21 protein-coding genes are annotated in these 22285 nt (G+C 71.8%); 6 read left to right on the top strand and 15 right to left on the bottom strand.

What is annotated here, in order from left to right; genetic code table 11:
• Positions 1–313: 313 nt before the first annotated feature.
• Positions 314–1366, top strand: a complete 1053-nt coding sequence (locus BJ999_RS03135) for a helix-turn-helix domain-containing protein (protein ID WP_179831859.1) — start codon at positions 314–316, stop codon at positions 1364–1366.
• Positions 1367–1427: 61 nt separating this feature from the next.
• Here the strand turns inward: BJ999_RS03135 and BJ999_RS03130 are convergent, their stop codons facing one another.
• From BJ999_RS03130 to BJ999_RS03105, 6 genes are all read right to left on the bottom strand, one after another.
• The gene (locus BJ999_RS03130; protein WP_179831858.1) at positions 1428–2114 is read right to left on the bottom strand and encodes a class I SAM-dependent methyltransferase; all 687 of its coding nucleotides are present in this window, start codon (positions 2112–2114) and stop codon (positions 1428–1430) included.
• A 57-nt stretch (positions 2115–2171) separates the two neighbouring features.
• On the bottom strand, positions 2172–3434 hold the full coding sequence (locus BJ999_RS03125; protein ID WP_179831857.1) for an ABC transporter ATP-binding protein: 1263 nt from the start codon (positions 3432–3434) through the stop codon (positions 2172–2174).
• 10 nt (positions 3435–3444) lie between these two features.
• A complete protein-coding gene (locus tag BJ999_RS03120; protein WP_179831856.1) occupies positions 3445–4275 on the bottom strand; it encodes a carbohydrate ABC transporter permease in 831 nt (276 codons plus the stop codon).
• On the bottom strand, positions 4275–5219 hold the full coding sequence (locus BJ999_RS03115) for a carbohydrate ABC transporter permease (RefSeq protein WP_179831855.1): 945 nt from the start codon (positions 5217–5219) through the stop codon (positions 4275–4277). Before BJ999_RS03115 ends, BJ999_RS03120 begins: the two co-directional genes overlap by 1 nt.
• A gap of 28 nt (positions 5220–5247) precedes the next feature.
• A complete protein-coding gene (locus BJ999_RS03110; protein WP_179831854.1) occupies positions 5248–6627 on the bottom strand; it encodes an extracellular solute-binding protein in 1380 nt (459 codons plus the stop codon).
• 255 nt (positions 6628–6882) lie between these two features.
• Entirely contained in the window at positions 6883–7854 is a 972-nt protein-coding gene (locus BJ999_RS03105) for a hypothetical protein (RefSeq protein ID WP_179831853.1), read from the bottom strand.
• Positions 7855–8055: 201 nt separating this feature from the next.
• Here BJ999_RS03105 and BJ999_RS03100 point away from each other — a divergent pair, with 201 nt between their 5' ends.
• The gene (locus tag BJ999_RS03100; protein ID WP_179831852.1) at positions 8056–9240 is read left to right on the top strand and encodes a hypothetical protein; all 1185 of its coding nucleotides are present in this window, start codon (positions 8056–8058) and stop codon (positions 9238–9240) included.
• Between the two features lie 39 nt (positions 9241–9279).
• Here the strand turns inward: BJ999_RS03100 and BJ999_RS03095 are convergent, their stop codons facing one another.
• Positions 9280–9474, bottom strand: a complete 195-nt coding sequence (locus BJ999_RS03095; RefSeq protein WP_179831851.1) for a DUF6243 family protein — start codon at positions 9472–9474, stop codon at positions 9280–9282.
• A 247-nt stretch (positions 9475–9721) separates the two neighbouring features.
• Here BJ999_RS03095 and BJ999_RS03090 point away from each other — a divergent pair, with 247 nt between their 5' ends.
• On the top strand, positions 9722–10792 hold the full coding sequence (locus tag BJ999_RS03090; RefSeq protein WP_179831850.1) for a quinone-dependent dihydroorotate dehydrogenase: 1071 nt from the start codon (positions 9722–9724) through the stop codon (positions 10790–10792).
• Between the two features lie 23 nt (positions 10793–10815).
• Here the strand turns inward: BJ999_RS03090 and BJ999_RS03085 are convergent, their stop codons facing one another.
• The 4 genes from BJ999_RS03085 to BJ999_RS03070 form a co-directional block, all read right to left on the bottom strand.
• Positions 10816–12255 (bottom strand): DUF7059 domain-containing protein, encoded by a 1440-nt coding sequence (locus BJ999_RS03085; protein WP_179831849.1) that lies wholly within the window; start codon positions 12253–12255, stop codon positions 10816–10818.
• 54 nt (positions 12256–12309) lie between these two features.
• A complete protein-coding gene (locus tag BJ999_RS03080) occupies positions 12310–13146 on the bottom strand; it encodes an N-acetylmuramoyl-L-alanine amidase (RefSeq protein WP_308427234.1) in 837 nt (278 codons plus the stop codon).
• Positions 13147–13230: 84 nt separating this feature from the next.
• On the bottom strand, positions 13231–13470 hold the full coding sequence (locus tag BJ999_RS03075; protein WP_089315141.1) for a hypothetical protein: 240 nt from the start codon (positions 13468–13470) through the stop codon (positions 13231–13233).
• Positions 13471–13957: 487 nt separating this feature from the next.
• Positions 13958–15064, bottom strand: coding sequence for a LacI family DNA-binding transcriptional regulator (locus BJ999_RS03070; RefSeq protein WP_229810197.1), 1107 nt, complete (start codon positions 15062–15064; stop codon positions 13958–13960).
• A gap of 353 nt (positions 15065–15417) precedes the next feature.
• Between BJ999_RS03070 and BJ999_RS03065 the strand changes: the two genes are divergently transcribed.
• Positions 15418–16032: a TetR/AcrR family transcriptional regulator gene (locus BJ999_RS03065; protein WP_229810196.1), complete on the top strand. Its 615-nt coding sequence runs from the start codon at positions 15418–15420 to the stop codon at positions 16030–16032.
• 406 nt (positions 16033–16438) lie between these two features.
• Here the strand turns inward: BJ999_RS03065 and bldC are convergent, their stop codons facing one another.
• Positions 16439–16642 (bottom strand): developmental transcriptional regulator BldC, encoded by a 204-nt coding sequence (gene bldC / locus BJ999_RS03060; protein ID WP_012850682.1) that lies wholly within the window; start codon positions 16640–16642, stop codon positions 16439–16441.
• 273 nt (positions 16643–16915) lie between these two features.
• Positions 16916–17836, bottom strand: coding sequence for a DUF8083 family protein (locus tag BJ999_RS03055; RefSeq protein ID WP_476723711.1), 921 nt, complete (start codon positions 17834–17836; stop codon positions 16916–16918).
• A 102-nt stretch (positions 17837–17938) separates the two neighbouring features.
• Between BJ999_RS03055 and BJ999_RS03050 the strand changes: the two genes are divergently transcribed.
• Together BJ999_RS03050 and BJ999_RS03045 are read left to right on the top strand one after the other, a co-directional pair.
• Positions 17939–19021 carry a Leu/Phe/Val dehydrogenase gene (locus tag BJ999_RS03050; protein ID WP_179831847.1) on the top strand — a complete coding sequence of 361 codons (1083 nt, stop codon included), beginning with the start codon at positions 17939–17941 and terminating at the stop codon, positions 19019–19021.
• 335 nt (positions 19022–19356) lie between these two features.
• The gene (locus tag BJ999_RS03045) at positions 19357–19563 is read left to right on the top strand and encodes a DUF3073 domain-containing protein (RefSeq protein ID WP_179831846.1); all 207 of its coding nucleotides are present in this window, start codon (positions 19357–19359) and stop codon (positions 19561–19563) included.
• A gap of 200 nt (positions 19564–19763) precedes the next feature.
• Here BJ999_RS03045 and purM read toward each other — a convergent pair whose 3' ends face one another.
• Both purM and purF read right to left on the bottom strand, forming a co-directional pair.
• Positions 19764–20804 carry a phosphoribosylformylglycinamidine cyclo-ligase gene (purM, locus tag BJ999_RS03040; protein ID WP_179831845.1) on the bottom strand — a complete coding sequence of 347 codons (1041 nt, stop codon included), beginning with the start codon at positions 20802–20804 and terminating at the stop codon, positions 19764–19766.
• Entirely contained in the window at positions 20801–22255 is a 1455-nt protein-coding gene (gene purF, locus BJ999_RS03035; protein WP_179831844.1) for an amidophosphoribosyltransferase, read from the bottom strand. The genes purM and purF overlap by 4 nt, the downstream gene beginning before the upstream one ends.
• Positions 22256–22285: the final 30 nt, after the last annotated feature.

The raw sequence follows: 22285 nt of genomic DNA, 5'->3' as shown, positions 1-22285 counted from the left end.
AATTGTGCGGGAATTGCGCCCCGTCGGGCGCGGAGTTCGGGGGTGTCGATCGACCCGGCACACGATAGGGATCATCATGCGCCATTCGGCAGGCCCCCCGGAAAGGTTGGGACACCGGGACGCACGAGACGCTTCCGAACTGCGAGAACGCCGTCCCAGCAAGGCATGGCGCGGGACAACGAGACAGCACTGAATGGGCATGGCGATCACATTCGGTACCTATTCGAGAACACTGGGTGATCAAGCTTCGGTTCACTTACCGGCGCAGAGGGAACTGGGCATAATGGCCAGCCCTGCCCGAGGGAGACAAGCAATGAGCCGAAGACGACCGCCGACTCCGCTGCCCGACGGCCTGCCCGAGGCGGTGCGGATCCTGCTCACCGAGCTGCGCGCCCTGAAGGAGGAATCCGGGCTCGATCTGCGCGCCCTGGAGCGCAGGACGCATGCGAGCCGCTCGTCCTGGAGCCGCTGGCTCGGCGGGGAGACGTGGATCCCGGCCGACGCCGTCGTCTCGCTCGCGGACCTGTGCGGCGCGGACGCGCGCCGCCTCGCCGTCCTGTGGGAGGTGGCGGACGAGGCCAGGCGCTCGGCCCCGTCCGCGGTGGAGGTGGCGACCACGGCCGAGCCCCTCACCGCCGCCCCGCACCCCACCGAACCCGACACCGCAGAGCCCGGCACCGATGCGGTGCCCGTCACCGACACGGTGCTCGTCTCCGACCTGAGCCGCACCACCGACCTCGGGCCCGGCGAGCCCGTGCACGCGGGGTCATGGGCCGGGCGGACACGTCCCCGCCGGTTGCTCTTCCTCGGTGCCGTCGCCGGTTGCACGCTCGTCGCCGGGAGCGCCGGGGTCGCCCTGGGCGCGGCGTTGCAGACACCGCCGGTGGCCGGGGACGCGGGCGCCCGGCCGTCCGAGACGGCCCGGCGGCCCGTCAAGGTGCTCAGCCGCCACGACGTCCTGGTCCGGACCCGGTCCTGGCATCCGCACAGCGCCCGGCGGGTGCCCTACGACCAGAACGCCGGCTTCCAGGGCTACCGGACCGACGGCTCGGGGTATGCGTCGATGGCGCTCGGGCTGCCGAAGCCCGGCCCCAACTCGGCGCTGCTCGAGGCGTCCTACTGCCGGCGGATCCCGATGGCCTCGCTGCTCCCCGGCGATCTCGTGATCAAGGCCAGCGGCGGCGCCGACGTGCGCGAGGTCCTGGTCTTCGAGCGGTGGACGAGCCCCGCCCGCCGCGCCTACTGGGCCTACCAGCAGCGCCGCGGCTACGGCACCGACCATCTGGTCCGCGGCGACGGCCTCACGCCCGGCGCCGACCATCACGGCTGCCGCCCCTACAACGTCCAGGACGACCCCGTCGGCTGACCCTGTCGGCTGATCCTGTCGGGCTGACCCCGCCGCACGTCCGGGCCGCGCGGCGCGAGTATCAGGACCGGGCCGGGACCAGGCGGAAGGCGACGAAGGCGGGGGACCGCTCCAGCTTGGCGTGGTCTTCGGGGTGGCGGTCGGCCATCTCCGGGGCGGGACGCGGCTCCAGGAGCTCCTCGATGAGGAACCCGGCCGCGCGGAACTCGGCGCAGATCGCCGTCAGGGGGCGCCGCCACGCCCGGATCGGCCAGTCCCGTTCAGTACTCAGCGACTCCTCCACCGGCTCTTCGAGGAAGTAGGAGCCGCCCAGGCGCAGCCACCCCGCCATCGGGTGCTCGGTCGAGAGGACGAGCGCGCCGCCCGGGGCCAGGAGGCGGCGGAACTCCCTCAGCAGCGCGACCCGGTCGTCGAAGTAATGCAGGGCCAGCGCGAGCACCACCAGGTCGACAGAGGCGTCCGGCATCCAGGCCACGGGCGTGGACAGGTCGTGGACGCGCAGGTCGGCGCGGCCTCCGGTGCGCTTCCGCGCCATGTCGACGAAGGTCGGGCTGACGTCGCAGCCGGCGACGTCGGCGCCGCGCTCCAGCAGTTCCCGGGCGTAGAGGCCGGGGCCGCACGCGGCGTCGAAGACGGTGAGGCCGGCCACGTCCCCCGCGAGGCCGAGGACGGCGGGACGGTCGTAGAGGGCGTTGTAGGAGCTGTCCTCGGCGTGGGTGGCGTACTCGTGGGCGAAGCGCTCGTACATGCCCCCGATCGTGCCATAAAGATCAACCGGGCGTGTCAGGAGGACGACCTGCCCCAGTCAGGCTCCGGCGGCCGGCTCCCGCTGCGCTTCCCTGTGGGCGGCGCGCGACTCCTCGGCGAGGCGGTCCAGCTGCGCGACGCGCCCCTCGTCGCGAGTCAGGTTCTCGCCGGTGGCCGGGTCGAACAGGTGCGCCCGCGTCGTGTCGATCCACAGCTCCGCCTCGCGCCCCGGCGCGATCATGCTGGCCGCGTCCAGCGCCACGACCGCCTGCGTCCGCAGCTGGTCGCCGTCGAGCTCCCGCGACAGGTCGCGCAGCTGGGCGGTGAGGTCCTCGGGCGCCTCGTACGGGATGTAGGCGTACTGCTCGTTGCCCAGCCATTCGGTCACGTCCACCCGGATCCGCACGAGGCTGCCGCGCGCCCGCTTCTCCTCACCGACGAGCGAGGCGTCCTCGAAGTGCTCCGGGCGGATCCCGACGAGGACGACCGACCGGTCGCCGATCGCGGCGGCCTTGCGCGCGTCGCGCAGCTCGAACCGGCCGAGCGGCGTCTCCAGGAACACGCCGTCGTCGGAGCGATCCACGGACGCCGGCAGGAAGTTCATGGACGGCGACCCGATGAACCCGGCGACGAACAGGTTGACCGGCTCCTCGTACAGCTCGCGCGGGCTCCCCACCTGCTGCAGGTCGCCCCTGCGCAGCACCGCGACCCGGTCGCCGAGCGTCATCGCCTCCGTCTGGTCGTGCGTGACGTACACGGTGGTGACGCCGAGGCGCCGCTGGAGCCGGGAGATCTCGGTGCGCATCTGCCCGCGCAGCTTGGCGTCCAGGTTCGACAGCGGCTCGTCGAACAGGAACGCGTCCGCCTGCCGGACGATCGCGCGGCCCATCGCGACCCGCTGCCGCTGCCCGCCGGACAGGTTCGCGGGCTTGCGGTCCAGATGCTCGGTCAGCTCCAGCAGCTCGGCGGTCTCGCCGACGCGCCGCCGCACCTCGTCGCCGGCGACCTTGGCGAGGCGGAGCGGGAAGGCGATGTTCTCGAACACGCTGAGGTGCGGGTAGAGCGCGTAGTTCTGGAACACCATCGACAGGTTCCGCTGCCGCGGCGCGATCTTGTTGACGACCCGGTCGCCGATGAGCATCTCGCCGGACGTGATGTCCTCCAGCCCGACGATCATCCGCAGCAGCGTGGACTTGCCGCAGCCGGACGGCCCGACCAGGATCATGAACTCGCCGTCCCGGACGTCGAGGGAGACGTCGTTCACGGCCGGGAAACCGTCGCCGTACCGCTTGACGATGTTCTTCATGGTGATGGCGGCCATGGTCTCCCTCTCAGCCTTTGACGGCGCCGGACGTCAGCCCGGCCACGATGCGGCGCTGGAACGCCAGAACGATGATCACGACCGGGACCGTGACGACGACGGCGGCGGCGCAGATGGCGGTGGTGGGCTGCTCGAAGTAGGACTCCCCGGTGAAGAACGCCAGCGCCGCCGGGACGGGCCGGGCCCGGTCGGTGGAGGTCAGCGAGATCCCGAAGACGAAGTCGTTCCAGCAGAAGAAGAAGGTCAGGATCGCGGCGGTGAACACGCCGGGCGCCGCCAGCGGGACGATCACCTTGCGGAACGCCTGCCAGGTGGTGGCCCCGTCCACCTGCGCCGCCTGCTCCATCTCCCACGGGATCTCGCGGAAGAACGCCGACAGCGTCCAGATCGCGAGCGGCAGCGCGAACGAGATGTAGGGGATGATCAGGCCCGGCCAGGTGTCGTACAGGCCGATGTTGCGCCACAGGTCGAACAGCGGTCCGACCAGCGACACCACCGGGAACATCGCGATGGCGAGCGCGAACGACAGGATCAGCCGCTTGCCGGGGAACTCCAGCCGCGCGATGGCGTAGGCCACCAGCGTCGCGAACACCACCCCGACGAACGTGGCGATCAGCGAGATGCCGATCGAGTTGATCAGCGCCGAGGTGAACAGGTCGGTCTTGAAGACCGTCTCGTAGTTGTCCCACGTCCAGGTCTTCGGGAAGAAGCCCTGGACGTTGCCGATCTCGCTGGGCTGCTTGAACGACAGCATCACGATCCACACGATCGGGAACGCCGTCCACACCAGGATCAGCAGCGAGGCGACGATCCACAGCGACTTCGAGCGCGCCGACTCCATCAGCGGTCACCTCGCACCTGGGAGAGGTCCACCCGGAACCCCTTGATGAACACGGCGGCGATCAGCACCACCGACAGGAACAGCAGCACCCCGACGGCGTTGCCGAGGCCGAGCTCGGTCCGGGTGATGATCTGCTGGTAGGTCAGGAACGACAGCACCTGGGTCTTCTCCTGGCCCGACGTCATGATGAACACGTTGTCGAAGATCCGCCACGCGTCCAGCGTCCGGAACAGCACCGCGACGAGGATCGCGGCCTTCATGTTGGGGATCGTCACCCGTTTGAGGCGCTGCCACGCCGTCGCGCCGTCCACCGTCGCGGCCTCGCCGAGGTCGGCCGGCACCTGTGCCAGCCCGGCGAGGAGCAGCAGGGACACGAACGGGGTCGTCTTCCAGATCTCCGACAGGATGATCACGAACAGCGCCGCCCAGCGGTCGGAGAACCAGGCGAAGTCGCCGAGCCCGAACCAGGAGTTGACGAACCCCGACTGGACGTCGAAGGCGTACTTCCAGGCGAACGCGGAGATGACCGTGACGATCCCGTAGGGCAGCAGGATCGCGGTCCGCACCGTCCGCCGCCCGAAGACGGCCCGGTGCATCACCATCGCGAGCGCGAACCCGATGACCAGCTCCACCCCCACCGTGGCCACGGTGATGATCAGGGTGGTGAGCACCGTCTGCCAGAACAGGGCGTCCGACAGCGCGGTCGCGTAGTTGCCGAGGCCGACGAAGTGCCGGTCCTCGGGCGCGGTGATCCGGTAGCTGAACAGCGACTCGTAGACGGCGTTGACCAGCGGATACGCGGTGACCAGCAGCATCACCACCACGGCGGGCAGCGAGAGCAGCAGCCCGAGCCTGCGCTCGGCGCGGCCGCGGTCGGAGATCTCCGGGCGGGCGGGGGCGCCGTCCGAGCGGTCGATCTTCGGTGCCGTTCCTGCGGACGTCATCCGGACACCTTCCTTTCCGAGCCTCGCCTCACAGCAGCGCCTGGTCGCCCAGGACCGCCCGGGCGAACTCCGCGGACCGGCGCGGCGTCGTCGCGGGGTTCACCGACGCGGGCGGATGCCAGCGGTTCTGGACGGCGCCGGACAGGTCGGCGTAGTAGGGGGTGGCCGGACGGGGCGCGGCCGCGGCGATGGAGTCCCGCATCAGCGGGGCCATCGGGAACTCCTTGAGGATGTCGGGATCATCGAAGATCGCCGGGCGGGCGGCGACGTTGCCCTCGTCGAGCATGTACCGCTTCATGTTGGCCGGCGAGGTGATGCACCGGGTCGCCTCCACGGCCAGGCCCTTGTGCCTGCTGTACGCGCCGACGCCGATCTCGATGCCCCCGAACGGGGGCTTGCTCGGCTGCCGCGGGTCGACCCGCGGGTAGCGGGCCCAGCCGAGGTCGCCGACGATGTTCTTGCCGATGGCGCCCGCGTCGGCGTCGCCCTTCTCGGCCCGCCAGACGTAGCCCCAGTTGAGCAGGAAGCCGCCGCGCGCGCCGTTGATCGTCGCCCGGGACTGCTCCTCGATGTCGGTGGACAGCGTCGGGCTCGCGGCGGAGGACCGGGCGAGCCTGCGGATGATCGACGCCGCCCGCCCGGCGGCCGGCGAGTCGATGTCGATGCTCGCGTCGTCGCCCTTCTCGGCGTTGCTGATGATGCGGCCCCCGGCCGAGGCGATCAGGGAGTTGATCCACACCATGTAGCCCTCGTACCGGTTGCCCTGGACGCCGATGGTGGTGTTCGTCCGGACGGCCGCGTCGATGAGCTTGTCCCAGGTGAAGTCGGGCGCGTTCGGGTCGATGCCCGCCTTCTTCGCCACCGACCTGCGGTACCACAGCAGCTGCGTGTTGGCCCAGAAGGGCGCCGCGTAGAGCTTGCCCTCCCACATCGAGCTCTGCACGGCGGGGGCGAACACGCCGTCGGTCAGCGGCGCGGCCTCGCCCTTGGTGAACGGGCGCAGGAACCCGGCGTTGGCGGCCTCGGCCACGAAGACCGGGTCCAGGCTCATGAGGTCGAGCCCGGAGTCCTTGGCGGCCAGCCGTCTGATCAGCTGCTCGCGCTGCTGCGTGGCGTCGCTCGGCAGCAGGGACGTCTCGATCCGGTACCGGCCGCCCGCGGCCTGCGTGCAGGACTTCGCGAGGGCCGCCTGGCCGCCGTTGTCGGGGTTGACGTACCAGGTGAGCTTCGGCGTCCCGCCGCCGTCCCCGCAGGCCGTGAGCCCGCCGGCCAGCAGCGCCAGCGCCACCGCGCCCCTGAGCCAAGCCGAACGCGCCCGTTCCGCGGGACCGTGCCGCCCGGCCGCCCTCTCCCGGGGCCGGGTCTGTCCCGCCTGGTCGCTCTCCGTTCGATCGACTCGCTCGCCCATGGGGCCTCCCGCAGCTCCCACCGGACTGCGGGCACTTCGCCGGGCCGCACCCTCGGCGGGATTGGTCCCCCATTCGACCATCGGATCGCGTGAGTGTCGAGATCCGGAGCGTCACCGGAAGGCGAGGGTCGTGGCACGTCTGTGAGAAGCCCCTGGTCGGCGCATGAAGAAGGCGCGGAGGGAGCGCGGGCCCCGACCGACCCGCGCTGCCCTCCGCGCCTTCGCCTGATGGGAGATACGGCGTGGTGGACGGCTCTAGTAGCCGCCGCCAGACCCGTAGCCGCCTCCGCCCCCGCCACCGGACCCCGTGCCGACGGCCTTCTTGCCGGTCGGGGTGGTGGCCCACCAGACCCCGCCGACGCCCTGGCCCTTGGTGTCGCCGGGCTGCTTGTCCTGCTCGTAGTAGTACATGGGCCAGCCGTCGATCGTGAGCTGGCACTTGCCGTCGTCCTTGCGCTCGATGAAGTTGACGACCTTCTTCGAGACGCCTTCGAGCTTGAGGTGCTTCCAGCCGTTGAAGACGGCCGGCGGCCACGCCTTCTTGCACGAGCCGAAGCAGTTGGTCGTCGGCGGCTTGTTCTTGTCCTTGTCGAAGCGGTAGAGCGTCATGCCCTTGCCATCGGTCAGGATCAGGCCGAGCTTCGGGTCTCGCTTGGCCTTGACGACCGTCCAGCCCTTCCAGCGGTTGCCGTTCGCCTGCTTGAGCGGGGCCGCCTTCTTGCCGGTCGGCGCCGCGGCGTACCAGGTTCCGCCTACGCCCTGCCCCTTCGTGTCACCGGGGCTGCCGTCCTTGGCGAACCGGTAGAGCGGCCACCCGCCGAGCGTGACCTGCCACTTGCCGTCCGGCCGCTTCACCTTGCCGACCAGCGACTGCTGGACGCCCTTGACCTCGGTGTTCCCCTGGCCCGCCCACACCGGCGGCCACGCCTTGGCGCACGCGTCCGCGCAGGTCGACGCGGGCGGCCGGGCGGTGTCGTTGTCGAAGCGGTAGAGCGTCATGCCCTTACCGTCGGTGACGACCCTGCCGAGCTTGGTGACGCTGGCCACCTCCAGCACGGTCGGCTCGGGTGCGGGCGACTCGGACGGCTCGGCCGACGGCTGCGTCTGCGTCTGAGAGCCCGCGGCGTTCTGCCTCCCCCCGGCCTTCTCCTGCCCGCACCCGCTCAGCACCAGTCCCGACGCCGTGAGGGCGGCAGCAGCCGGGATCGCCCAACGTGGGAATTTCATGTCGTGTCCTCCAGGTCGTCCTGGGCCCCGGCTCCGGTTCCAGGTCCCGCACGTCGATCGAGGTGGAGCCGCCGCTCTCCCGGATCGAGGAGGAATACGGTGAACGCCTCGGAGCGGGTTCAACCGCCTGGAACCGGTCACCCCCGCGCCGAGTCACATTCTGGTGCCGCATGCCTGCGGCGGTGGACGAGGAAGGCTGCGGTGACCACGGGAAACGACTCAGCGGGCGGCCCGGTCGACCTGACGAAGAAACGTCCCCCGGCGCCGGTACCGGATCGCGGTCCGGGTCCGGGTCCGGCGTGGATCGTCGTGCCGGCCCGCGTGGTGGCGCTGATCGTCGTGATCCCGCTGCGGTTCGGCTGGGACCTGGCCGTGCTGGCGGCCCGGGGCGTCCGGGCGGCCTGGAACGTTCTCGTGCGGGTTCCGGGCCGGTTCGCCCGGCTCCTCGGCCGGATGCTGCGCGGCGCCTGGCGCGCCCTGTACCGCCGGCTGCTCGCTCCGGCCGGACGGCTGCTGGCCGCCGTCGGACGGGGCGTCGCCGCGCTGCTCGACCTCGTCCTCGTCCGGCCGCTGCGCTGGCTCGCCGTCGTCGTGGTCCTCGGCTTCCTCCGGTGGTTCGGGCGCGGGACCGGACGGCTGGCCCGGTGGGTCCACCGCGTCCTCATCGCGCCGATCGGCCGTTTCCTGGCCCTGCTCGGACGCGGCCTCGCAGGACTGCTCGCGTTCCTCCTGCTGCGTCCGCTCCGGGCGCTCGGCCGCGGAATCGCCTGGCTGTTCGGCGTCCTCGGGAGCGGCCTCGGCCTGCTCCTCAAGGGCATCGGCCTGCTGATCGGAGTGCTCGTCGTCCTGCCGGCCGTGCTGCTGTGGCGCTACGTCCTGCGCCCGCCGCTGCTCGGCATCGCCTGGCTGGCCCGCGCCCTCTGGGCCGGGCTCACGTGGGTCGGCCGCCGCACCCTCACCCTCCTGGGCGCGCTCGGCGGCGCACTCGCCACCGGCTGGCGCGCCTTCGCGGCGGCGGTGGCCTGGTCGTGGCGGCTGATCGGGCGCTGCCTGGCCTGGCTGGGACGCGTCCTGATCGTCGCGCCCGCACGGGCGATGTGGCGGTACCTCCTGGCCCCGGTCGTCGCCGGTGCCGTGGGAGCATGGCGCCTCGCCGCCCGGATCCTCCGTTGGCTCTGGCGAACGCTCGTCGTCGTCCCGGTGCGGGTACTGGTCGTCGCCCCGGTCCGCTGGGTGCGGCAGAGCGTCCTGCGCCCGATCGGACACGGCATCCGCTCAACGTGGCGGGCAACCGTACGCGACCCTCTCCGCGCTGTACGCCGGACGATGCGGGAAGCCGCCCACGACGTCCGCCTCACACTCCGCCGCACCTTCCGCGGAAGGTAGAACGCGCCGGCCCCTGAGTGGACCGGCGCGTTCCGTTCGCTACTCGTCGTCGCCGGAGGTGCGCCGCTCGGTGCGTTCGCGCATCTTGCGGAGCAGTTCCCTCTTCCTCTCGGCCGCCGTACCGGCGCCGCCGTCGGCTGCCTGCGCTTTCCCGCCGCGCAGCTCGCTGCGCGACAGGTTCTTGCGCTGGCCGCCCACGCCGAGCATGCCGTTGCGGCCTCGGCTCTTGGACATGAGGTTCTCCCGTTCGGCTGGGTGTGTCGTGGTTCGTTCGCACCCAGGTCCGGCCGCGCGGGAGCGTGCAGCTCAGACGCCGATCGCGTCCCGGCCGGACCTGCCGGCGGGACGGTCGCGGTAGACGCGCTGCGGAGTGGGCCACCAGGCGGTGGCCTCGGCATGGAGAAGCATGCGGTCAGGTTAGGCGGCGGTTCGGCGCCCCGCGAACGATTTTCCCGCGGCCCGGCTGAGATACTGGCGGGTGATGTATCGACTCCTTTTCTCACTGGTCATCGCCCGCGTCCCGGCGGAGAGCGCCCACCATCTGACCCTGCGCGCGCTGCACGCCGTCCAGGCGGTGCCCGGAGCGGTGCCGCTGCTGCGGCGGCTGTTCGCGCCCCGCGACCCGGCGCTGGCCGTCCGCGCCCTCGGGCTGGACTTCCCGAGCCCGCTCGGCCTCGCCGCCGGGTTCGACAAGGACGCCGTCGCCTACGCGGCGCTCGGCGCGTTCGGGTTCGGCCACGTCGAGATCGGGACGGTGACCGGCCGCCCGCAGCCCGGCAACCCGCGCCCGCGGCTGTTCCGGCTCGCCCCGGACCGGGCGGTCGTCAACCGGATGGGCTTCAACAACGCGGGCTCCGAGGCCGCCGCGCGGCGGCTCGCCGACCGGGCGCCGGGGACGATCGTCGGCGCCAACATCGGCAAGACCAAGGTCGTCCCGGAGGCCTCGGCCGCCGCCGACTACGTGGCGAGCACCGAGCGGCTCGCCCCGCACGCCGACTACCTCGTGGTCAACGTCAGCTCCCCCAACACGCCGGGCCTGCGGAACCTGCAGGCCGTCGAGCATCTGCGCCCGCTGCTGACGGCCGTGCGCGAGGCCGCCGACCGCTCGTCCGCCCGCCGCGTCCCGCTGCTGGTGAAGATCGCGCCGGACCTCGCGGACGACGACGTCGACGCCGTCGCCGACCTCGCCCTCGAACTCGGTCTCGACGGCATCATCGCGACCAACACCACGATCGGCCGGGACGCCCTGCTCAGCCCGCCCGCGCTGGTCAAGGAGACCGGCGGGCTGTCGGGCGCGCCGCTGCGCGAGCGGTCGCTCGAGGTCCTGCGCCGGCTGCGGTCCCGCACGGGCGGGCGGCTCGCACTGGTCTCCGTCGGCGGGGTCGAGACGGCCGACGACGTGTGGGAACGCGTCCGGGCGGGCGCGACCCTCGTCCAGGGCTACACCGGCATGATCTACGGCGGCCCGCTCTGGGCGCACCGGGTCAACCGCGACCTGTCGCGCCGCCTGCGCGGCAGCGCCTTCCGCACCCTGGACGAAGCCCGCGGCTGACCCTCGGGAGACGTCCGTCCGGTTCAGGCGAAGAAGCCGTCGGCGATCAGCTCCGGCAGCACGGCCGCGGCGTGCGCGTGGACCTCACCGGGGTCCGTGTCCGTGAGCTCGGCGATGGCGTCCAGGAGCGGATCGAGGGGCAGGGTGCCGTCGCAGACACCCGCGAGGGCGGCCTCGACCGTCCCGACACCGGCGGCGCGGCGGAGCCGATCCGTCTGCCGCAGGACGATCCGCTCCGGGTCCTCGGCGCCGGGCGGGCCGATCTGTTCCTGGACGAGACCGGGCGCCGCGGCGAGCCGTCGTCCACAGGCTGTGGAAAACTCCTCCGCCTTCACGAGGCCGTCCAGCACCTCGTGGACGTACGCGCCGACGGGCTGCTCGACGGCGTGCCGCACCTCCTCGATCCGGACGGCCGGGCGCTCGCTGCGCCGCAACGTGATCCAGCCGAACCCGATCCCGGTGGCGTCCCGCTGCTCGAACTCGTCGAGCCACGCCTCGTACCGGGCGCGGTATTCGGGCGTGCCCGCCTCGCAGGAATCCCGCAGCCACAACTCGGCGTACTCCGCCGGATCCTGGACGTCCCGCTGGACGATCCACGCGTCGCAGCCGTCCACCCACGCGCCGACGCGCTCCTCCCAGGGAACCCCGTCGACATGCAGCCAATTGGCCAGGAGCTGGCAATATCCACCGTCGTTCAGGTACCGGGAGGCGCTCTCGACGAGCCGCCGGCAGAAGTCGTCGCCCGCCATCCCCGACTCGCGGTAGGTGAACCGCCGGTCGCCGGGCGGCGCGACGACGAACGGGGGATTCGACACGATCAGGTCGAACCGGCGGCCCTCGACCGGCTCCAGCAGCGACCCGCGCAGCAGTTCCGCGCCGTCCACGCCGGACAGCGCGAAGCTCATTTCGGCCAGTTCCAGCGCCCGCGGGTTCACGTCCGTCGCGGTGATGCGCGCGCCCGGCGAGCGCCCCGCCGCGTGCACGGCCTGGACGCCGCAGCCGGTGCCCAGATCGAGCACGTTGTCCACAGGCCTGTGGACAACCAGCCGGGCGAGATTCCCGGACGCACCTCCGGTCCCCACCACATGATCGTCCGCTGGAACGCGTCCGTCCCCGGGCCGCACCTTCAGATCGGACACGGCGTAACCGGCGTGCCCGTCGCCGTCCACCGCCTCCAGCGGCTCGACGCGCAGCAGCGCCCGCACCTGCCCGCCCGACACCTCGGCGAGCCCCACCGCCACCAGCGCGTCGGCGGCGACCGCGTCCTCGGGGACGGGCACCTGGAGCCAGAACAGCCGGGTCAGCACCTCGACCGGCGACCCGCCGGCCGTCGCCCGCAGCGCGGGCACGATCTCGTCCCGTGCCAGCGCCCCGCCGGCGACCGGGCCGAGCGACGCGCGCACCCCCGCGACGGTGTAACCGGCCCCGAGCAGCAGTTCGCGCACACGACGAAGATCAGGCATCCGCTCATCCTGCCCGCTGCGGGCCCGGCGCGCGTCCCGGATCGCCGTTCGCGATCAGCCCAGGTAGGCCTGGAAACCCGCGGCCAGGGACTCGGCGATGCGCTGCCGGAAGGACGCGCTGGACAGCTTGTCGGCGTCGCCCTGGTTCTGCATGTTGCCGCACTCGATGAAGACCTTGGGCACGGTCGACATGTTGAGACCGCCGAGGTCGTCGCGCCGGTCGATGGCCTTCTTGCCGAGGTAGTTGGAGTACGGGATGCCGGTGCCCTCGTGATAGGCGTTCCGCAGCGCCTCGCCCAACTCGGCGGAACCGTTCACCATCTCGGAGTTCCGGCCGATGGAGAGCGGCTCGATGATGTGGAAGCCGTGACCGGACGCCGCCGCCCCGTCGGCGTGGATGGACAGCGCGGCGTCGGCCTTGAGCCGGTTGCCGAGCGCGGCGCGCTCGGTGACGCAGGGACCGACGCTCCTGTCGTCCTTGCGGGTCAGCGAGACCTTCGCGCCCCGGGACTTCAGGATGCCGGCGAGCCTCTTCGACACGTCCCAGGTGAAGGCGTGCTCGGCGTAGCCGGCCCTGGTCTCGGTGCCGGTCGTGTCGCACGCCTTGCTGCCGTTGCCGATCTTCACCTGCCGGTTGATCTCCGACGGGTGGTCGGCGTTGCCGCCGTTGTGCCCGGGGTCGATGACGATCACCTTGCCGTCGAGCGACTCGGCGTCCCCCCCGGCGGACGCGGGCGCCTTGCCGCCCTTGGCGCCCGGGGACGCCGTCCCGGCCGTCGGCGGCCCGGCCGCCTCACCGCCGGACGCCCCGGAGGAAGCGTTGCACGCGACGAGCGCGCCCAGGCACAGCGCGATACCGGCGACCGCGGGGCCGCCTCGATGAATTCGCACAGGCCGTTTTCCTCCGTGATGACTTCGTTACCGACCCTGACAGTCTGCACACCGGCGCAGGTTCGTCAAACGGAGTCGGGGAAATCAGCCGCGCAGGGGGTCCTCCTTGCCCAGCAGGGCCGCGAGCGCGCGCGCCTCGTCGGCGTCCAGGCCGAGGACCACGCGGGGCCGCCCCCACGGGTGGTCGATCGAATGGGCCACGTAGCTGGCGACGGACTCCGACACCTGCTCGGCGAGGCCGCGGGCGTGCCGCCACTCCGACCACGCGCGTTCCAATTCGCTCGCCGCGCGCTGCGCGCACGACACCAGTTCCGGATCACGCACGACCTGTTCCCCTCTGGGTGAACGGACCCTCTCCCGACCGCCGGCAGGCCCGGCCCGGCGGCCATCTGCGAGGCCGCCCGGGACTGCCCGCCGACGATGAAGTCCCATTAACCACCTGGCCGCGGGTCCCGTCCCGGCGAATGCGGCAGGCTTGGCCTCCCCCATACCCGGCACGCACCGTCCCGGGAAACGATCGACCATCCCCGTACCGCGGCCATAACCGGCGCCGGCGGCGGCGACGCGGCCCCGACGCAGGACGTCACAAACCACGAGAGCACCGCGACGGCGCCGCGATCGTGGGTCACGTGAGCGACGGCCACCAGGACGACGGGCCTCGGGAGCACGGCCGCGCGGAGCGGGGCGGAGCTGCACGGGGGGCGTCGCGAGCCAGGGCGGCGGGCGTCACGACGCGCGGATCACGGCACGCAGCGGGCCGGCGGGAGCGAGGGGAAGGCGGGGGACGTCCTGAAGCGGCGCACAGGCGGGGTCACATGGCGGGAGCGGGCCCCGTCGTCGAGCGGACCACCAGGTGCGGGACGACCAGCTTCTGCCGCGCGGCGCGGGACGGGTCACCGATGCGCGCGGTGAGCATCTCGGCGGCCACCCGGCCCATGTCGCGGCGCGGCTGGTCGACGCTGGTCAGCGAGATGTGCCGGATCGCCGCGAGATGGGTGTTGTCGTAGCCGATGATCGAGAGGTCCGCCGGGACCCGCATGCCGAGCTCGTCGGCGGCCGACAGCGCCCCGGTGGCGACCAGGTCGTTGGGAGCGAAGATCGCGGTCGGCCGGGCGTCGCGGCGCAGCAGGGAGAGCGCGGCCCGGTAGCCGCCGTCCTCGGTGAAGTCGCCGGGCTCGACGACGATCTCGGCGGCCAGGTCGTGCAGCCGCATCGCCTTCTCGTAGCCGGCGCGGCGGTAGCGCGCGGTGGTGGAGCGCGCGCCCTCGATGTGCGCGATCCGGCGGTGGCCGTGCTCGACGAGGTGGTCGACCGCGAGGCTCGCGCCCAGCTCGTCGTCGTCCACCACGATGTCGACGCCGACCACGTCGCGCTCGCCGACGACCACCACGGGGACGCTGGCGGCGGCCTCCTTGAGCGACTCCGGGACGACGCTGAGCAGCACCAGCCCGTCCACCCGCATCTCCAGGAACGCCTCGACCGCCTCGGCCTCGAACATCGGGTCCCAGCGGCCGCTGCCGACCAGCATTCGCAGCCCGGCGCCGTGCAGGCTCTCCTGGAGCCCGTCGAGGAACTCGGCGAAGAACGGGTTGTGCAGGTCGGCGACGATGGCGCCGATCAGCCGGGTGCGTCCCTCGACCAGGCTGCGCGCCACGGCGTTCGGGCGGTAGCCGAGCTCCCGGGCGGCCTGCAGGACGGCCTGCCTCCGGCGTTCGCTCACGTGCGGTGACCCTCGCATGACCAGCGAGACGAGCGATTTGGACACTCCGGCGCGTTCGGCCACATTGCGGATCGTCGGTTTCGGCGCGGGCACCGCCTTGCCCTCGTCGCGCGGTGCGGGAGAGGGCTCGCTGCGCGGCCGGGGCACCGCGCCCTCTCCCAGCATGTCGTGCGGGGGATTTGCTTCTTCAGCTGACATGGCACTCCGTCCAGGGGAACCTGCAGGACCTGCCGCGGCAGCGCCCCGGTGGGGGGATTCGGCGCGCCGCCCTCCGCTCGGGAGGAGATGCCATGATGCCGCGCCTCACCCCCATAGCGCCGCGACAGCGAGTAACGGGCATCCGACAATGGTGGTTCGGGCCTGTGGTGTTCTGGATCACAGTCGCGCCGGGGAACGGACACGACCCGGCGGCGGGCCCGCCACCGGCGCGCTCGGTGTGCACCCCTGACCGCGCCCGGCTCGGATACCCTGCCCAGGTGGGAGATCGTGCGGGGGCCGGTGCAAAGGCGCGCAGCCGGCCGAACGGCGGGCGCGGCCGTCGTCGACTCAGCGTGGACGAGCGACGGGACGAACTGATCGAGGCGGCGCTGCAGCTGTTCAGCACGCGCTCGCCCGAGGACGTCTCGATCGACGACGTCGCGGCGAAGGCGGGAGCCTCCCGCGCGCTGGTCTACCACTACTTCGGCGGCAAGAACGAGCTGTACATCGCGGCGCTCGGCAGCGCCGCGAAGCACCTGTCGGTGCTGCTGGAACCTCCCACGGAGGGCAAGCCGCTCGAACGGCTCCGGATCTCGCTGAAGCGCTACTTCGATTTCGTGGAGAGCCACGCGGCCGGTTACACGGCACTGCTGCGCGGCGGGCCGGCCGACCGCTCGGGCGAGGCCGGCGAGATAGTGGACGGGATCCGCCGGCTGCTGCTGGACCGGATCCTGCACTCACTGGACGTCGACGTTCCGCCGCCGATCCTGCGCATCACGCTGCGCTGCTGGATGGCGACCGTGGAGACCGCCGGCCTGGACTGGCTGGAGAACCGCGACGTGTCCCGCCCCGACCTGGAGCGGCTGCTGGTCGACCAGCTCGTGGTGATCATGCAGATCTCCGGCAGGCACGACCCGGGCACGGGTGCCCTGTTCGACCGCCTGGCCCACGAAGAGATGAGCCATTAGCCGCGCGGAGACGAACCAGTAACCGTTCGACCTGCGGTTATCGCCACGACGTGCGCGGAATTTCGGACATCCAACTCGGCTGCGTCCACAACCGGACACAACCCCCGGAACGGAACTCCGTTGTTCCGACGACCGCGTGCTCTGCCTTCGGGAGCGAGCGCCGCGGCTCCGGGACCGCGGTCTGCCCCCGGGAGCGGGCGGTCTGGTGCCCGTCCCGGGGACAGTGCGGCTTCGGCGTTCGGGACCGACGGTTCTCGGATGACCGTGGTCCCGTGTCGGCCAGGAGACCACCGAGCGGGTCCCCGCACGCAACTCGGGCGCGAGGTCCGTTCAAGGGCCTCCTGGCCGCCCCCCTCTTGCGCTGTGCGCCCGGAGGGCTCCCCTGGAGCCCTGCCGGTCGGCGTGACTACTCCGAGCGCTGCTGCGGGATTCCCGCGAGCAGCGCCCGCACCTCCGCCTCGCGGTACCGGCGATGCCCGCCGAGCGTGCGGATCGACGTGAGCTTTCCCGCCTTCGCCCAGCGCGTGACGGTCTTGGGGTCGACGCGGAACATCGTCGCCACCTCCGCCGGCGTCAGCAGGGGCTCGGCCTCTGGCGTACGTGCTGACATGTTTGCGGCCTCTCCTCCGTGGACCGATGACAGCGATCCTGCGATTGATCCTCGCGTGGTCACTGATGTCCCCTATGGCCCGAAAGAGCCACTATGACATCACAACGTGTAACCTTGCCACCACTCAGCGCAACAAGCAAGTTCCTGGCGGTAGTTGCGTGCAAACATCCCCGCGAGAGCGGGGTGGTGTGCGTGTCCGGTGGCGACTGGGTCACGCTGCGTGATTCTAGCGACACGTATAGTCGTATCGCGCGCGGATTCGGGAAATTTGTTTTAGTTCGCGGCCTCCAGCGCCCGCACGGGGCGCCAGCGGGCCAGGAGACGCTTGTACATCGCGACGGTCAGCTCGACCTCACCTCGCTCCATACCGGTGAGGGCCACGGTCATCTCCGCGACCGACTCGTCAGTACGGAGCGTGGTGTCGTCCAGGAGATGGACGAGCCCGCCGTAGTCGAGTTCCACGAGCGCGCGGGGATGGAACTCGCCGAGCCACCGGCCGAGGGTCTCCAGCCGTCCCGCCGACAGGAGGTAGACGTCCTCCGTGCCCTCGCCGAGGTTCTCGCGCACCACCGGGAGCGCGGCCGCCACCCGGCGGCGGGCCTCCCCCATCGAGGTGACGTAGATCAGGGTCCGCGCGGGCGCCGCCGTCGCCGGGCCGTGGGCCGCGAACTCCTCGGCCGTGTCGTCCGCCGGCCGGTGCCCGGCCCCCGGCGTGCCGAGCATCAGGCACCGCTCACCGCGCGCGAACGGCACGAACCAGTCCAGCGGGACGTGCCAGGTGCTCGTCAGGATGTGCGGGCGGAGGGAGCGGCCGGCGTTCTTCCATTGCTCGAAGTCGCTGCGCACCCGCTCGGAGAGGGGCGGCGGGACGAAGGCCGCCGCCACGCCCGCCGCGTGCTCGTCCCTGAACCGCTCGAAGGCCAGCCAGGACCGCAGCCGCGTCCCCCACGGGCACACGTAGATCATGTCCTCCAGGCGCCGCACGTAGGCGTCCCTGCTCTCCCGTTCCGGGACGACCTCGGGCGGCGAGCCCGTCAGCCTGAGCACGGCCTCCCGGTTCTCCACCCCGAGCGCGTGGATCCGCCTGGGACGGCGCCTGGAGTCGGCGTAGACCGTCCACAGGGTCCGCGCGGGCTCCGGGAAGGCGGTCACCGGTTCATAAACCCGTAGGTACGCCGCGTACGGAAGCACCATCGCATCGTGACATGAGAATCGCATCGTGGCAGGAGATTCGGTCGGGCGTGGCGCCATCGCGCGCCCTAGGCTGATCTTAGAGACAGAGAGGAGGGCACTACCGTGCCTAATGTCTTCGGGGCGCCCCACAAGGGCACCGAACCCCGACACGAGCAGGTCGTCTTCTGCCAGGACGAGGCCAGCGGCCTGCGCGCCATCATCGCCATCTACTCCACCGCGCTCGGCCCGTCCCTGGGAGGCACCCGCTTCTACCCGTACGGCTCCGAGGAAGAGGCCCTCGCCGACGTGCTGAACCTGTCCCGGGGCATGGCGTACAAGAACGCACTGGCCGGGCTCGACCTCGGCGGCGGCAAGGCCGTCATCATCGGCGACCCCGCCACGGACAAGTCCGAGGCGATGCTGCGGGCCTACGGGCGGTTCGTCCAGTCGCTGAACGGCCGGTACTACACGGCGTGCGACGTGGGCACCTACAGCGAGGACATGGACATCGTCGCGCGCGAGTGCCGCTTCGTCACCGGACGGACGGTCGCGCACGGCGGCGCCGGCGACTCGTCCATCCTCACGGCGTTCGGCGTGTTCCAGGGGATGCGGGCCGCGGCCGAAACGGTGTGGGGCCGTCCGACGCTGCGCGGCAGGCGGGTCGGGGTGGAGGGCGTCGGGAAGGTCGGCCACCGCCTGGTGGAGCACCTGCGCGAGGACGGCGCGGACGTCGTGATCTGCGACGTGTCCGAGGCCGCCGTCGACCGCGTCCGGGCGCTGCACCCCGAGGTGGAGGTCGTCTCCGACGCCGACGCCATGGTCCGCACGGAGCTCGACGTGTACGCGCCGTGCGCGCTGGGCGGCTCCCTCGACGACGACACCGTGCCCGTGCTGGCCGCCAAGGTCGTCTGCGGCGCCGCCAACAACCAGCTCGCCCACACGGGCGTGGAGAAGCGCCTCGCCGACCGCGGCGTCCTGTACGCGCCCGACTACGTGGTGAACTCCGGCGGTGTGATCCAGGTCGCGGACGAGATCGAGGGCTTCAACTTCGACCGCGCCAAGGCCCGCGCAGCGGGCATCTACGACACCACCCGGAAGATCTTCGCGCTGGCCTCCGACGAGGGCGTCCCGCCGGCGGTGGCCGCCGACCGCCTCGCCGAGCGCCGGATGTCGGAGGTCGGCAGGCTGCGCGGCATCCTTCTCTGAGCTCCCGGAAGGCGCGGCCTCCGCGCTTGCGGAAGGCGCGGCCGGGGGGTGGGATCCCTAGACCTGTTTAGACCGTTGCAAAACCGTTGTGAGGGCCGCCGTGGGGCGGCGTACGACCGTCCCACGGTGGCCTTCCCACGTTGACGTGACCACCGGATACACTGCCGTTATCAGCAACAGGGGCGCCGCCACGTACCGTCGATGTACCGAGCCAGGCGCAAAACGGGTACGGTTGTACTCGTGACTGACGCATGGCTCATCAGGCACCGGTTCGTGTGGTACACGCGCGCGTTGATGGGCCCACGAAAGCCCTGACCATCGAGGGGGTCGAGCCAATGGGTCGCGGCCGAGCCAAGGCCAAGCAGGTGAAGGTTGCCCGGCAGCTCAAGTACAACACCGGCAACACGGACCTCGACCGCCTTAAGGATGAACTGGGAGTCAGCGACTCCGGCGAAGACTCCTATGACGAGCTCGTCGAGAAGTACGCCGACTACGCCGACGACTACGGCACGGAGACCCGCAAGGACGGCACCTCCGGTTGACCGTTGGACAGCACGCCACCGCCCGCACCGCCGGGCGGTGGCGTTTGTCATGAGCCGGAGCACGCCCGGGGACCGCCGCTCACGCTGAGCGACCCCACGGGCCGCGTCCGGTGTCCGGCATGCCCTTGTTGACCTGAGAGGTCCGAGAGACGCTCAGCGTCCCGTTCAGCCCCGCCCGCGAGGCGGGCAGGGCCGGCGGGTCAGCGGAGGGTCGCGTCGCCGGTGCCTTCGGTGATCTCGCCGAGGGGCCAGGACGGGACGCCGCGGGAGGCCAGCAGGCGGAGCGCCTCGTCGGCGCGGTCCGGGGCGACGATCGCGGCCATGCCGACACCGAGGTTGAACGTCTTGTCCATCTCGGCCTGCGGTACGTCGCCGTGCGCCTGGAGCAGGCGGAAGACGGCCGGGACCTCCCAGGACGAGCGGTCCAGCACGGCGTCCACCCTCGGCGGAAGCGACCGGGCCAGGTTCGCCGCCAGCCCGCCGCCCGTGATGTGCGCGAACGCCCGCACTCCGCCGGCCTCGGCCAGGGCAAGGCAGTCCTTGGCGTAGATGCGCGTCGGGGTGAGGAGCTCCTGGCCCAGCGGACGGTCGAGTTCGGCCGGGCGGGTCTCCAGCGTCAGGTCCGTCGTCGCCAGGATGTGCCGGACGAGCGAGTACCCGTTCGAGTGGATACCGGACGACGCCATCGCGAGCACGACGTCGCCCGCCCTCACCCGTTCCGGCCCCAGGATCCGGTCGGCCTCGACGACGCCCGTCCCGGCGCCCGCCACGTCGAACTCGTCGGCCTCCAGCAGGCCGGGGTGCTCGGCCGTCTCGCCGCCCACGAGGGCGCACCCGGCCAGGGCGCACGCGTCGGCGATCCCCCCGACGATGTCGGCGACGCGCTCCGGAACGACCTTGCCGCAGGCGATGTAGTCGGTCATGAACAGCGGTTCGGCCCCGCACACCGCGAGGTCGTCGATGACCATGCCGACCAGGTCGTGCCCGATCGTGTCGTAGACGCCGAGACGCCGCGCCAGGTCGACCTTGGTACCGACGCCGTCCGTGGACGTCGCGAGCAGGGGTCTGGTGTAGCGCAGCAGTGCCGAGGCGTCGAAGAGCCCCGCGAACCCGCTGACGTCGTCGACGACCTCGGGCCGCCGCGAACGGGCCACCCGGGACTTCATCAGCTCGACGGCGCGCTCGCCCGCCGCGATGTCGACGCCTGCGGCCTCGTAGGAGGTCGTCGGGCGGTCCGTCATCGAGTGGCCTCCAGCAGGTGCTTGCCGCGGGCGTCCTGCTCCACCGGGATGGGGTACTGGCCGTCGAAGCACGCCCGGCACAGGCTGTCCTTGGCGATGTGCGTGGCGGAGATCAGCTCGTCCAGGGAGACGTAGCCCAGCGAGTCGGCGCCGATGGAGTCGCGGATCTCCTCCACCGACAGGTTCCCGGCGATCAGCTCGGCCCGGGTCGCGAAGTCGATGCCGTAGAAGCAGGGCCAGGAGACGGGCGGGCTGGAGATCCGCACGTGCACCTCGGCGGCGCCCGCGTCCCGCAGCATCGACACGATGGCGCGCTGGGTGTTGCCGCGCACGATCGAGTCGTCCACCACGACCAGGCGTTTGCCCTCGATCGCCTCCCGCAGCGGGTTCAGCTTCAGCCGGATGCCGAGCTGGCGGATCGTCTGGGACGGCTGGATGAACGTCCGGCCGACGTAGGAGTTCTTGACCAGGCCCTGGCCGTAGGGGATGCCGGACGCCTCGGCGTAGCCGATCGCGGCCGGCGTGCCCGACTCGGGCGTCGGGATGACCATGTCGGCCTCGACGGGGTGCTCGCGGGCCAGCCGCCGCCCGACCTCGACGCGGGTGGCCTGGACGCTGCGCCCGGCGATCGTCGTGTCGGGCCGCGCCAGGTACACGTACTCGAACAGGCAGCCCTTCGGGCGCGCCTCGGCGAACCGCTCGGACCGCACGCCCTCGCCGTCGAGCGCGATCAGCTCGCCCGGCTCGATCTCCCGGACGAACCGGGCGCCGACGATGTCGAGTCCGGCCGTCTCCGAGGCGACCACCCAGCCGCGGTCCTCCAGGGCGCCGAGCACGAGTGGCCGGATGCCCTCGGGGTCGCGGGCCGCGTAGAGCGTCCCCTCGTCCATGAAGACCAGGGAGAACGCGCCGCGCGTCGCCGGGAGGATCTCCCGGGCCGCCTCCAGCGCGCCGCCCTGGCCGCGCGCGGCGAGCAGGGCGGTCAGGACCTCGGTGTCGGTCGTGGCGGTCAGCTCGCCGGGGTCCAGCCGCGCGGCCAGCTCCGGCGTGTTGATGAGGTTGCCGTTGTGGACGAGCGCCAGCCCGCCGTCGTCGGTGGACCGGAACGTAGGCTGCGCGTTCTCCCACGTGGGCGAGCCCGTCGTGGAGTAGCGGCAGTGGCCTACGGCGATGTGGCCGCGCAGGGTGTTCAGCACCGACTCGTCGAAGACCTGGGCGACGAGGCCCATGTCCTTGAACACGACGATGCGCGAGCCGTCGCTGACGGCGATGCCCGCCGACTCCTGCCCGCGGTGCTGGAGCGCGTACAGCCCGTAGTACGTGAGCTTGCTCACTTCGGCCCGGGCCGCCTCCTCGGCGGGAACCCAGACGCCGAAGACCCCGCAGGCGTCCTGCGGAGCACGGTCGGAGGGATCGATGTCGTGGCTCAGACGTCCGTCACGGAGAGGCACGTTCGCCAGTCTAGATGCCCGGTTCACCTG

Source organism: Actinomadura citrea, from assembly GCF_013409045.1.
In the GTDB taxonomy this organism is placed as follows: Bacteria; Actinomycetota; Actinomycetes; order Streptosporangiales; family Streptosporangiaceae; genus Spirillospora; species Spirillospora citrea.
The sequence above is the reverse complement of the archived record's forward strand: the minus strand, read 5'-3'. Positions and strand labels throughout refer to the sequence as shown.